Genomic DNA, 12,450 nt, shown 5'->3' on the forward strand with positions numbered 1-12,450 from the left:
TCTCCCGGTGACGAGCGCGCGCCCCGCCGGTGTCCGCACACCTCCCCCTTACCGCGGACGGGTAGTTTGTGGGGGTCCAGAGAACTTCAGGAGGGCTGGCCGTGACTGCTGATCTGTCGCAGATCGTGAAGGCGTACGACGTACGCGGAGTGGTACCGGACCAGTGGGACGAAACCCTGGCCGCCCTCTTCGGTGCCGCCTTCGCGCAGGTGACGGGCGCGTCGGCGATCGTCGTCGGCCACGACATGCGGCCCTCGTCCCCCGGCCTGTCCCGCGCCTTCGCGCGCGGCGCGGCGGACCGCGGCGTGGACGTGACCGAGATCGGGCTGTGCTCCACCGACCAGCTCTACTACGCCTCGGGAGCGCTGGACCTGCCCGGCGCGATGTTCACCGCCTCGCACAACCCGGCCCAGTACAACGGCATCAAGCTGTGCCGCGCCGGCGCCGCCCCGGTCGGCCAGGACACCGGTCTCACGCAGATCCGCGAACTGGTCGAGAAGTGGCTGGAGTCGGGCGCCCCCGAGCCGGCCGCCGAGCCGGGCACCCTCACCGCGCGCGAGACGCTTAAGGACTACGCGGCACACCTGCGCGCGCTGGTCGACCTGCGCGCGATCCGCCCCCTGAAGGTCGTGGTCGACGCGGGCAACGGCATGGGCGGCCACACGGTGCCCACGGTCTTCGCCGGTCTGCCCCTGACGCTCGTGCCGATGTACTTCGAACTGGACGGCACCTTCCCGAACCACGAGGCCAACCCGCTCGACCCGGCCAACCTCGTGGACCTCCAGAAGCGGGTCCCGGCGGAGGGCGCCGACCTCGGCATCGCCTTCGACGGCGACGCCGACCGCTGCTTCGTCGTCGACGAGAACGGCGACCCGGTCTCCCCGTCCGCGATCACCGCCCTGGTCGCCGCGCGCGAACTGGCCCGCAACGGCGGCGAAGGCATGGTCATCCACAACCTGATCACCTCCCGCACGGTCCCCGAGGTCGTCCGCGAGAACGGCGGCACCCCGGTCCGCACCCGGGTCGGCCACTCCTTCATCAAGGCCGAGATGGCCCGCACCGGCGCGATCTTCGGCGGCGAGCACTCCGCGCACTACTACTTCAAGGACTTCTGGAACGCCGACACCGGCATGCTGGCCGCCCTGCACGTCCTCGCCGCCCTCGGCGGCCAGGAGGGCCCGCTGTCCTCGCTCGTCGCCCAGTACGACCGCTACACGGGCTCCGGCGAGATCAACTCCACCGTCGCCGACCAGTCCGCCCGCCTCGCCGCGATCCGCGCGGCCTACGAGGGCCGCGCCGATGTCACCCTGGACGACCTCGACGGCCTCACCGTCTCCGCCCCCGACTGGTGGTTCAACGTCCGGCCCTCCAACACCGAGCCCCTCCTGCGCCTGAACGCCGAGGCGAAGGACGAGCCGACCATGACCAGGGTCCGTGACGAGGCCCTGGCCATCATCAGGGCCTGACCCCGGGCGGCTATGGCGGGCGGGGCCGGTGACGCCGTACCGCGGCCCCCGCCCCACCCTCCCCGCAGCGGTACGCTGACCAGCGGTCCGACAAACCCCGCCCTCGAAGGGACACACCCCATGCCGCTCGAAGCCGGCCTCCTGGAGATCCTCGCCTGCCCGGCCTGCCACGCCCCCCTCAAGGAGCAGGACACCGAGCTGATCTGCACCGGCCAGGACTGCGGTCTCGCCTACCCGGTCCGCGACGGCATCCCGGTCCTCCTGGTCGACGAGGCCCGCCGCCCCGAGTGACGCGGCCGGGCCCGTCGTACCGGCGAGGACACCGCCGTACCGCCGAAGGCCCCCGCACCCCGTAGCGTCGTAGTCGTAGCCACTCCCCGGCCATCGGAGGCTGCCGCCCATGTTGGACGAATCGCTGCTCGACAGCCCGGAGGGCCTCGCCGAGGCCGACCGCCGGGGCCTGCTGCGCGGTGCCGCCGAGGCCGGCGCCCGCGTCCGCACCGCCGCCCGGCACGCCGCCGAGGCCGGCGTCGGCAACCTCAAACCCGACGGCCGCCCCCGCGCCGTACTGATCGCGGGACCCGGCGCCGCCGCCACCCACACCGCCGACCTCCTCGGCACCCTGGCGGGGCCCGGCAGCCCCGTGGTCCGCCTCGCCCCGTCCGGTGTCGCCCCCGCCGCGGGCGCCCTGCGCTGGGAACTCCCCGGCTGGGCCGGCTCGGTCGACCTCCTCCTGATCACCACCCCGGACGGCACCGAACCCAGCCTCGCGCTCCTCGCCGACCAGGCGTACCGCCGCGGCGTCACCGTCGTCGCCGTCGCCCCGGCCGGCACCCCGCTCGCCGAGGCCGCCGGTGCCAGCCACGCACTGTTCGTACCGATGGCGACGGCGCCCTACGACCATGAGGAACCGCTCGCCGCGTCCTCGCCCGGCGTCTTCTGGGCCCTGCTGACCCCGCTGCTCGCCCTCCTGGACCGGATCGGCCTGCTCACCGCACCGCCCGAGGCCCTGGAGAAGGTCGCCGACCGCCTCGACCGGATCGCCGAGCGTTGCGGCCCCGCCATCGTGGCCTACAGCAACCCCGCCAAGACCGTCGCCGCCGAACTCGCCGACGTGCTCCCGGTGGTGTGGACCGAGGGCGCCTCCGCGGGCCCCGCCGGACGCCGCTTCGCCGCCGCTCTCGCCGAACTCGCCGGCCGCCCCGCCGTCGTCGCCGAACTCCCCGAGGCGCTCGCCGCGCACGGCGCCCTGCTGGCCGGCCCCCTCGCCGCGAGCGCCGACCCGGACGACTTCTTCCGCGACCGCGTGGAGGACGCGCCCGCGCTGCACGCGCGCGTGGTGCTGCTGCGCGACCGCCCGAGCGGTGGCCTCTCCGCCGCCCCCACCGCCCGTGACCTGGCCCTCAGCCACGACACGCCGATCAGCGAACTGGAACCCGAGGAGGGCGGCGAACTGGAGACCCTCGCGGAACTGATCGCCGTCACGGATTTCGCCGCCGTTTACCTGGCGCTCGCTTCCGGGGCCTGATCTGGCTACGGGCCGGTCCGCACCGGCCCCGGGCCCGCCCTTCCACGGCCCGCACCCCGGCATCGCACCCCGGCACCGCGCCCCGCGCGAGGCCCGCCGGCCGAGCAGCGCACGCACGGAAGACAGAGAAGACACATGGACCGCCTCGACAACACCGTCCGCCCCTACGCCTGGGGTTCCGCCACCGCCATCCCGCACCTGCTCGGCGTCGAGCCGACCGGTGAACCCCAGGCGGAGATGTGGATGGGCGCCCACCCCGGCGCCCCCTCGCGCACCGCGCGCGGCACGCTCGCCGAGGTGATCGACGCCGACCCGGAGCGCGAACTGGGCAAGGAGGCGGTGGTCAGGTTCGGCCCCCGCCTGCCCTTCCTGCTGAAGATCCTCGCCGCCGGCGCGCCCCTGTCCCTCCAGGTGCACCCCGATCTGGAGCAGGCCAGGGAGGGTTACGAGGACGAGGAGCGCAGAGGCGTCCCGATCGACGCGCCGCACCGCAACTACAAGGACGCCAACCACAAGCCCGAACTGATCTGCGCCCTCACCGAGTTCGACGGCCTGTGCGGCTTCCGCGAGCCCGCCCGGGCCGCCGCACTGCTCGCCGGTCTCGGCGTCGACTCCCTCAAGCCGTACGTCGATCTCCTGGGCGCCCGCCCCGAGGAAGCGGCCCTGCGCGAGGTCCTCACCGCGATCCTCTCCGCGGACCGCGACGCCATGGCCCGCACGGTCGCCGAGGCCACCGCCGCCTGCGCCCGCCTGGGCGGCGACTACGCCCCGTACGCCGGCCTCGCCCACCACTTCCCCGGCGACCCCGGCGTCATCGCGGCCATGCTGCTCAACCACGTCCGGCTCCAGCCCGGCGAGGCCCTGTTCCTGGGCGCCGGCGTCCCGCACGCCTATCTCGACGGCCTGGGCGTCGAGATCATGGCCAACTCCGACAACGTCCTTCGCTGCGGTCTGACCCCCAAACACGTCGACGTGCCCGAACTCCTGCGCGTCGTCCGCTTCGAGGCGGGCGACCCCGGTGTCCTGCGGCCCGAGGCCACCCCCGACGGCGAAGAGGTCTACGAGACGCCGATCGACGAGTTCCGGCTCTCCCGGTACGTCCTGGCCGAGGGCGGCACCGCCCACGACCTCACCCGGGACACCCCGCAGATCCTGCTGTGCACGGCCGGCTCCGTCCGCGCGGGCGGGCACGAACTGGGCCCGGGGCAGTCGGTGTTCGTCCCCGCGGGCGACGAGGCCGAGATCTCCGGCGCGGGCACGGTCTTCCGCGCCACCGTCCGCGTCTGACCGATCGTATGACCGAGGCTGTGGATACCTGACGCGTCGGGGCCCGGCCGGGCTGCAACAATGGCCCACCGGCAAAGGCCGGGCAAAGGCGCAGAGACCGAGCAGAGACCGAAGGGACAACGCGGACACATGAGCGCGTCAGGCGGAACCAGGGCGATCGTGGCGGCACTCGGCGCCAACCTCGCGATCGCGGCATCGAAGTTCGTGGCGTTCGCCTTCAGCGGCTCGTCCTCGATGCTCGCCGAGGGCGTCCACTCGCTCGCCGACTCCGGGAACCAGTTCCTGCTGCTCGTCGGCGGCAAGAAGGCCCAGCGCGAGGCCACTCCGCAGCACCCCTTCGGCTACGGACGCGAGCGGTACATCTACGCCTTCCTCGTCTCGATCGTCCTCTTCTCCGTCGGCGGCATGTTCGCCATCTACGAGGGCTACGAGAAGGTCTCCCACCCCCACGCCCTGGAGAACTGGTACTGGCCGGTGGGCGTCCTCATCTTCGCGATCCTCGCCGAGGGCTTCTCCTTCCGCACCGCGATCAAGGAGTCCAAGGAGCTGCGCGGCTCGCTGTCCTGGTCGCAGTTCATCCGCCGCGCCAAGGCTCCCGAGCTGCCCGTCGTCCTGCTGGAGGACTTCGGCGCGCTCATCGGTCTCGTCCTCGCCCTCGGCGGCGTCGGCCTCTCCCTGCTCACCGGCGACGGCGTCTGGGACGGCGTCGGCACCATCTGCATCGGTGTCCTGCTCGTCTGCATCGCCCTGGTCCTGGCCGCCGAGACCAAGTCGCTGCTGCTGGGCGAGGCGGCCGGCCTCGACGTGATCAAGAAGATCGAGGCCGCGACCGTCGACGGCGCCTCCGTCACCCGCATCATCCACATGCGCACCCTCCACCTCGGCCCCGAGGAACTGCTGGTCGCCGCCAAGATCGCGGTACGGCACGACGACACCGCCGCCGAGGTCGCCGCCGCCATCGACGCCGCCGAGGACCGGATCCGCACCGCCGTCCCGATCGCCCGTGTGATCTACCTCGAACCCGACATCTACAGCGAGGCCGAGGCCGCCAAGGGCCCGGACCCGCTGGCGACCCCCGGCGGCCCGAACCCGCACGTCGACGGCCACTGACCCGGCGCCGCCCGCCCCGCCCCGGACCGCGCGGCCGCCTCGGATACGGCTTGAACCATGCGGACGCGGACTGTGGGCGATCCAGCGGTCCGGTGTAGCTTGGGACGGAGCCAGACGTCGCTGCTGATGGCGGTCGGGCGGTCCCACCACGGACCGTCCGAGGGAGAGAGGGCCTCCGACGGACTGCGCTGCGCGCACGTGGGCATGCCTGTGTCCTCTTCCCGGGCATCCGTATGTCCGCCGCCGCGCAGACCGGCCGTACCCACCCTCGCCCCTATATTTCCGAGGAGCAGCTCGCAATGACGACTGTCGACAACCGACAGGACTTCAAGGTCGCCGATCTCTCGCTGGCCGAGTTCGGCCGCAAGGAGATCACCCTCGCCGAGCACGAGATGCCCGGCCTGATGGCGATCCGCAAGGAGTACGCCGAGTCCCAGCCGCTGGCCGGCGCCCGTGTCACCGGTTCCCTGCACATGACCGTGCAGACCGCCGTGCTGATCGAGACCCTGGTCGCCCTCGGCGCCCGGGTCCGCTGGGCCTCCTGCAACATCTTCTCCACCCAGGACCACGCGGCCGCCGCCATCGCCGTCGGCCCGAACGGCACGCCGGACAACCCTCAGGGTGTCCCGGTCTTCGCCTGGAAGGGCGAGACCCTGGACGAGTACTGGTGGTGCACCGAGCAGGCGCTGACCTGGCCGGACAGCCCCACCGGCGGCCCGAACATGATCCTGGACGACGGCGGCGACGCCACCCTCCTCGTCCACAAGGGCGTCGAGTACGAGAAGGACGGCAAGGTCCCCGGCCTGGAGACCGCCGAGTCCGACGAGCACCGCGTCATCCTCGAACTGCTGCACCGCACCATCACGGACGGCTCGCAGAAGTGGACCCAGCTCGCCTCCGAGATCCGCGGTGTGACGGAGGAGACCACGACGGGTGTGCACCGTCTGTACGAGATGCAGCGTGACGGTGTGCTGCTGTTCCCGGCGATCAACGTCAACGACGCGGTGACGAAGTCGAAGTTCGACAACAAGTACGGCTGCCGCCACTCGCTGGTGGACGGCATCAACCGTGCCACCGACGTGCTGATCGGCGGCAAGACGGCCGTCGTGTGCGGTTACGGCGACGTGGGCAAGGGCTGCGCGGAGTCCCTGCGCGGTCAGGGCGCCCGGGTGATCGTCACGGAGATCGACCCGATCTGCGCGCTCCAGGCGGCGATGGACGGCTACCAGGTCACGACGCTGGACGAGGTCGTCGACAAGGCCGACATCTTCGTCACCACGACCGGCAACAAGGACATCATCATGGCCTCCGACATGGCCAGGATGAAGCACCAGGCGATCGTGGGCAACATCGGCCACTTCGACAACGAGATCGACATGGCCGGCCTGGCCAAGATCCCGGGCATCGTCAAGGACGAGGTCAAGCCGCAGGTCCACACCTGGACCTTCCCGGACGGCAAGGTGATCATCGTGCTGTCCGAGGGCCGCCTGCTGAACCTGGGCAACGCCACGGGTCACCCGTCGTTCGTGATGTCGAACTCGTTCGCGGACCAGACGCTGGCCCAGATCGAGCTGTTCACCAAGCCCGACGAGTACCCGACCGGTGTGTACGTGCTGCCCAAGCACCTGGACGAGAAGGTCGCCCGTCTCCACCTGGACTCGCTCGGCGTCAAGCTGACGACGCTGCGTCCGGAGCAGGCCGCGTACATCGGCGTCGAGGTCGAGGGTCCGTACAAGTCGGACCACTACCGCTACTGACCGCCCCCGAGCCGCGTCACCGCGTCTCGGCCAGGTCCGCAGAGGCAGGCCCCCGCACCCCCGTGCCGGGGGCCTGCCCCTTTGCGGCCGGTCCGGTCCGGCCCCTCACACACCCGTCCGGCGCTCAACGCCCCGGACCGGCCCACCGCGGCGACGCCCCGAGCCCGTCACGACCCAGGACCCCCATGCCCCGCGGCCGCTATTCGCTCCACGATCCGCACGATCACACCCCCCTCGGTGAAGAGCACTTCCAGTGCGCCCCCGGCCCGTCCGGCTGGCGCTATGTCTCCCGGCTGACGACCCCCGCAGGCGACCAGCGCGGTTCGGTCGATCTCGCCCTGGACGACCTCGGCCGTCCCATCCGCCTCGAACTCCACGCGGGCGGCTGGCAGGTACGCGGTGCCGCCCTCGACGGCGTCACCTGGGTCCGCACGGACCCCACCGGAACCCATGCCACCGAAGGCAATGTGCGCGCCCACGCCTTCACCGGCACGTCCCCCGCGTTCCTCGTCGCCACCGCTCGTCTGCTGCGCCTCACCCCCTCCTCCGCGACCCGCGTACGACTCGTCGCCCTCACCGAACCGGTCCTCGCCCCCCGCACCGTGGACCAGTCCTGGGCACTGGTGAACAGCGAAGCACACGCCACTGACAATGGCCCCCTGACCGTGGAGGAATACCAGGTCAGCGCCCTGGAAACGGGCGAGCAGCACACCGTCCACATCGCCGGTGACGTGGTCCTGGCCGCGCCCGGGATCGAGCTGGAGGACCTGGAGTCACCGCCCTCGGCGTTCCGCTGAGCAGCGGTCGCACGCGGTCCGTCCGCCGCGGATGAGCCGGGGACTCTCGCGGGGAAGTCGGCAAGGGCCGCTCTCCGCACGCGGCGCTACGCGGGCGGCGCGAACCCGGTCGCCGGCCGCTCGCCCGGCTGCTCCTTCGGAGCGGGGGCGGGCGCGGCCTGCGGCACGGCGGACGACCCCGGCCGCACCGAGGCCGGCTCCCGGTGCCCGGTCCAGCGCCCCGCCTCCCTGTCCGCCTCCGCAGTCGGCCCCGCCTCGACCCAGGCGAACGGGGCCCCGCCCGCCACGGAACCGTCCGCATCGAACGACTGCCGGGCCTGCCGTGCTTCCCGCGACTGCCGCTCGTGCACCACCGCCGCCAGAAAGACGGCCGGAGGAAGATCGACGGGCAGCGGAGCCCCCGTACGCGCCGCGAGATCACCGGCGAGCCGCCGCGCCATGTCCGACGACACCCCGGGATCCAGCTGCCGCATCCGCGTCAGGTACTGCCGTACGGCCAGCCACAACCCGTCCGGCACGGCCGACAGATCCAGACCGGTGAACCGCTGCGCGAGATGCGGCGGTGGCGGCGCGACAAGGCCGGTCTGCCCCACCGGGATCCGCTCCCGTACGACGAGGGTCCCCGCGAACACGTCCCCGAGCCGCCGCCCCCGCGCCGAGACCAGCGACGCGATGGACGCGACCGTCCCGAACGTCATGAGGATCTCGACCACCCCGATCGCACCCCGCACCAGCGCGTGCCGGAACCGGACCGGGCCGCCGTCGTCCCGGACCACCCGGAGCCCCAGCGCCAGCTTCCCGAGCGAACGGCCGTGGCTCAGCGTCTCCACCGCGATCGGCACACCGACGGGCACCAGCAGGAACGTCGCGATGCCCAGCGCCGTCCGCGCGGCATCGTCCAGGGAGGACGTCGTCGCCACGAGCACCATGGTGACCGCGACGTACGCGACCATCGCCGCCGCCAGGTCGAGCAGCACGGCCAACGCCCTGCTCGGAAACTTCGCGGGCAGCAGTTCGAGCGCCACCGCCTCGCCGGTCACCAGCTCGCTCACGCCCGCCCGTCCTTCCCCTGATCCGCCCCTGGGCGGCAAGTCTGCCAAGCTGTGGGCGCGTTGCGCGCCGGTAGGACAAGCTGACAGCAAACACGATCATCGACGACGATCAGTCGGCGACCGCCCGAGGAGCAGGCAGACCCGATGGACCTGGACGTCTTCGTCTCCGCACACCGAGCCGAATGGGACCGCCTCGACGCCCTGCTCAGCCGCCGGCGCCGTCTCGACGGAGCCGAGGCCGACGAACTCGTCACCCTGTACCAGCGCACCGCGACCCACCTCTCGCTGATCCAGTCCAGCGCACCCGACCCGCAGCTCACCGGACGGCTCAGCCAGCTCGTCGCCCGCGCGCGCGGCGCCGTCACCGGTGCCCGCACCGCGTCCTGGCGCGATGTGACCGGCTTCCTGACCCGCGGTTTCCCGGCGGCCGTCTACCGCGCGCGCCGCTGGTGGATCCCCACGGCGCTGGTCTCCACGGCCATCGCGATCCTGCTGGGCTGGTGGATCGGCGCGCACCCGGAGGTGCAGGCATCCATCGCGGCCCCCGCCCAGCTGCGCCAGATGACGCGCCCCGGCGGCGAGTACGAGACCTACTACTCCAGCCACCCGGCGGCCTCCTTCGCGGCCCAGGTCTGGACGAACAACGCCGAGGCGGCCGCGATGTGCCTGGTCCTGGGCATCTTCCTCGGCCTGCCGGTCCTGTGGATCCTCTTCGAGAACATGCTCAATCTCGGTGTCGGCTTCGGTCTGATGTCCTCCGCCGGCCGGCTCGACACCTTCCTCGGTCTGGTGCTGCCGCACGGGCTGCTGGAACTGACCGCGGTCTTCGTCGCCGCCGGTACGGGCCTGCGCCTGGGCTGGACCCTCATCGACCCGGGCCCCCGCACCCGGCGCGCCGCGCTCGCGGAGGAGGGGCGGTCCGCGATGGGCATGGCGATCGGTCTCGCCCTGGTCCTCTTCGTCTCCGGCGCCATCGAAGGCTTCGTGACACCGTCCGGACTGCCCACCTGGGCCCGTATCGGAATCGGTGTCGTGGCCGAGGGGGTGTTCCTGACGTACGTCTACGTCCTCGGGGGACGCGCGGCACGAGAGGGCGAGACGGGTGATCTCGACGCCGCGGACCGCAGTTCCTCCGTGCCCACCGCCGCCTGATGTGCGTCCGGCCCTTCTGAGCTGCTAGTCTCCTCTTCGCCCACAAGAGCCGTTGACACGGGTCGCGTGGGGAGGTAGATTCAAACAGTTGCCTAGAACTGGACACGTCCGGTGGCGACCGCTAGACTCTACTAGCTTCCAAGAAGTCGCTGTCGACATTCAAAAGAAGCATCCTCCCGATTAACTCAGAAATGAGCGGCCGGTCAGACCGGCCAAGAACTTCTGATAAAGTCGGAACCGCCGGAAAGGGAAACGCGAAAGCGGAAACCTGGAAAGCGCCGAGGAAATCGGATCGAGAAAAGATCTGATAGAGTCGGAAACACGAAGGGAAGCCCGGAGGAAAGCCCGAGAGGGTGAGTACAAAGGAAGCGACCGTTCCTTGAGAACTCAACAGCGTGCCAAAAGTCAACGCCAGATATGTTGATACCCCGTCTCCGGTCATCACGACCGGGACGTGGTTCCTTTGAAATAAACACAGCGAGGACGCTGTGAACGGTCGGACTATTCCTCCGACCGTTCCGCTCTCCAACGTGTCACCGGATTACCGGTAAACATTCACGGAGAGTTTGATCCTGGCTCAGGACGAACGCTGGCGGCGTGCTTAACACATGCAAGTCGAACGATGAAGCCCTTCGGGGTGGATTAGTGGCGAACGGGTGAGTAACACGTGGGCAATCTGCCCTGCACTCTGGGACAAGCCCTGGAAACGGGGTCTAATACCGGATATGACCATCTTGGGCATCCTTGATGGTGTAAAGCTCCGGCGGTGCAGGATGAGCCCGCGGCCTATCAGCTTGTTGGTGAGGTAACGGCTCACCAAGGCGACGACGGGTAGCCGGCCTGAGAGGGCGACCGGCCACACTGGGACTGAGACACGGCCCAGACTCCTACGGGAGGCAGCAGTGGGGAATATTGCACAATGGGCGAAAGCCTGATGCAGCGACGCCGCGTGAGGGATGACGGCCTTCGGGTTGTAAACCTCTTTCAGCAGGGAAGAAGCGAAAGTGACGGTACCTGCAGAAGAAGCGCCGGCTAACTACGTGCCAGCAGCCGCGGTAATACGTAGGGCGCGAGCGTTGTCCGGAATTATTGGGCGTAAAGAGCTCGTAGGCGGCTTGTCACGTCGGTTGTGAAAGCCCGGGGCTTAACCCCGGGTCTGCAGTCGATACGGGCAGGCTAGAGTTCGGTAGGGGAGATCGGAATTCCTGGTGTAGCGGTGAAATGCGCAGATATCAGGAGGAACACCGGTGGCGAAGGCGGATCTCTGGGCCGATACTGACGCTGAGGAGCGAAAGCGTGGGGAGCGAACAGGATTAGATACCCTGGTAGTCCACGCCGTAAACGGTGGGCACTAGGTGTGGGCAACATTCCACGTTGTCCGTGCCGCAGCTAACGCATTAAGTGCCCCGCCTGGGGAGTACGGCCGCAAGGCTAAAACTCAAAGGAATTGACGGGGGCCCGCACAAGCGGCGGAGCATGTGGCTTAATTCGACGCAACGCGAAGAACCTTACCAAGGCTTGACATACACCGGAAAGCATTAGAGATAGTGCCCCCCTTGTGGTCGGTGTACAGGTGGTGCATGGCTGTCGTCAGCTCGTGTCGTGAGATGTTGGGTTAAGTCCCGCAACGAGCGCAACCCTTGTCCCGTGTTGCCAGCAGGCCCTTGTGGTGCTGGGGACTCACGGGAGACCGCCGGGGTCAACTCGGAGGAAGGTGGGGACGACGTCAAGTCATCATGCCCCTTATGTCTTGGGCTGCACACGTGCTACAATGGCCGGTACAATGAGCTGCGATACCGTGAGGTGGAGCGAATCTCAAAAAGCCGGTCTCAGTTCGGATTGGGGTCTGCAACTCGACCCCATGAAGTCGGAGTCGCTAGTAATCGCAGATCAGCATTGCTGCGGTGAATACGTTCCCGGGCCTTGTACACACCGCCCGTCACGTCACGAAAGTCGGTAACACCCGAAGCCGGTGGCCCAACCCCTTGTGGGAGGGAGCTGTCGAAGGTGGGACCAGCGATTGGGACGAAGTCGTAACAAGGTAGCCGTACCGGAAGGTGCGGCTGGATCACCTCCTTTCTAAGGAGCACTTCTTACCGGACTTTGTTCGGTCAGAGGCCAGTACATCGGCGAATGTCTGATGCTGGTTGCTCATGGGTGGAACGTTGACTACTCGGCCGGTTATCCGGGTCGGGGGCTGTTAGTACTGCTCTTCGGAGTGTGGAACGCATGATCCTCGGACGGGTTCTGGTCGGGCACGCTGTTGGGTGTCTGAGGGAATGATCTGATCTTCTCCTCAGT

The 12,450-nt window shown here is 69.6% G+C and carries 9 protein-coding genes and 1 rRNA gene; 9 read left to right on the forward strand and 1 reads right to left on the reverse strand.

Going from position 1 to position 12,450, the window contains the following annotated elements; translation table 11 throughout:
- Positions 1 to 101: 101 nt before the first annotated feature.
- The 7 genes from GHR20_RS21990 (at position 102) to GHR20_RS22020 (ending at position 7,945) form a co-directional block, all read left to right on the forward strand.
- Complete coding sequence (locus tag GHR20_RS21990; protein ID WP_153814145.1) at positions 102 to 1,466, forward strand: phosphomannomutase/phosphoglucomutase; 1,365 nt, start codon at positions 102 to 104, stop codon at positions 1,464 to 1,466.
- A gap of 120 nt (positions 1,467 to 1,586) precedes the next feature.
- A complete protein-coding gene (locus GHR20_RS21995) occupies positions 1,587 to 1,757 on the forward strand; it encodes a Trm112 family protein (RefSeq protein ID WP_014673093.1) in 171 nt (56 codons plus the stop codon).
- Between the two features lie 109 nt (positions 1,758 to 1,866).
- Positions 1,867 to 2,994 carry an SIS domain-containing protein gene (locus GHR20_RS22000; protein ID WP_153814146.1) on the forward strand — a complete coding sequence of 376 codons (1,128 nt, stop codon included), beginning with the start codon at positions 1,867 to 1,869 and terminating at the stop codon, positions 2,992 to 2,994.
- A gap of 135 nt (positions 2,995 to 3,129) precedes the next feature.
- Positions 3,130 to 4,281 (forward strand): mannose-6-phosphate isomerase, class I, encoded by a 1,152-nt coding sequence (gene manA, locus GHR20_RS22005; RefSeq protein WP_148027105.1) that lies wholly within the window; start codon positions 3,130 to 3,132, stop codon positions 4,279 to 4,281.
- A gap of 129 nt (positions 4,282 to 4,410) precedes the next feature.
- Positions 4,411 to 5,391: a cation diffusion facilitator family transporter gene (locus GHR20_RS22010; protein ID WP_111585856.1), complete on the forward strand. Its 981-nt coding sequence runs from the start codon at positions 4,411 to 4,413 to the stop codon at positions 5,389 to 5,391.
- Between the two features lie 299 nt (positions 5,392 to 5,690).
- Positions 5,691 to 7,148, forward strand: coding sequence for an adenosylhomocysteinase (gene ahcY, locus GHR20_RS22015; protein WP_153814147.1), 1,458 nt, complete (start codon positions 5,691 to 5,693; stop codon positions 7,146 to 7,148).
- A 185-nt stretch (positions 7,149 to 7,333) separates the two neighbouring features.
- Positions 7,334 to 7,945 (forward strand): hypothetical protein, encoded by a 612-nt coding sequence (locus GHR20_RS22020; RefSeq protein WP_153814148.1) that lies wholly within the window; start codon positions 7,334 to 7,336, stop codon positions 7,943 to 7,945.
- An 86-nt stretch (positions 7,946 to 8,031) separates the two neighbouring features.
- Here GHR20_RS22020 and GHR20_RS22025 read toward each other — a convergent pair whose 3' ends face one another.
- Entirely contained in the window at positions 8,032 to 8,997 is a 966-nt protein-coding gene (locus GHR20_RS22025) for an RDD family protein (RefSeq protein WP_194858954.1), read from the reverse strand.
- A 144-nt stretch (positions 8,998 to 9,141) separates the two neighbouring features.
- Between GHR20_RS22025 and GHR20_RS22030 the strand changes: the two genes are divergently transcribed.
- Entirely contained in the window at positions 9,142 to 10,149 is a 1,008-nt protein-coding gene (locus GHR20_RS22030; RefSeq protein ID WP_148027109.1) for a stage II sporulation protein M, read from the forward strand.
- A gap of 554 nt (positions 10,150 to 10,703) precedes the next feature.
- Positions 10,704 to 12,228 (forward strand): 16S ribosomal RNA (locus GHR20_RS22035).
- Positions 12,229 to 12,450 lie beyond the last annotated feature (222 nt).

Origin of the sequence: Streptomyces sp. SUK 48 (assembly GCF_009650765.1) — a bacterium.
In the GTDB taxonomy this organism is placed as follows: domain Bacteria; phylum Actinomycetota; class Actinomycetes; order Streptomycetales; family Streptomycetaceae; genus Streptomyces.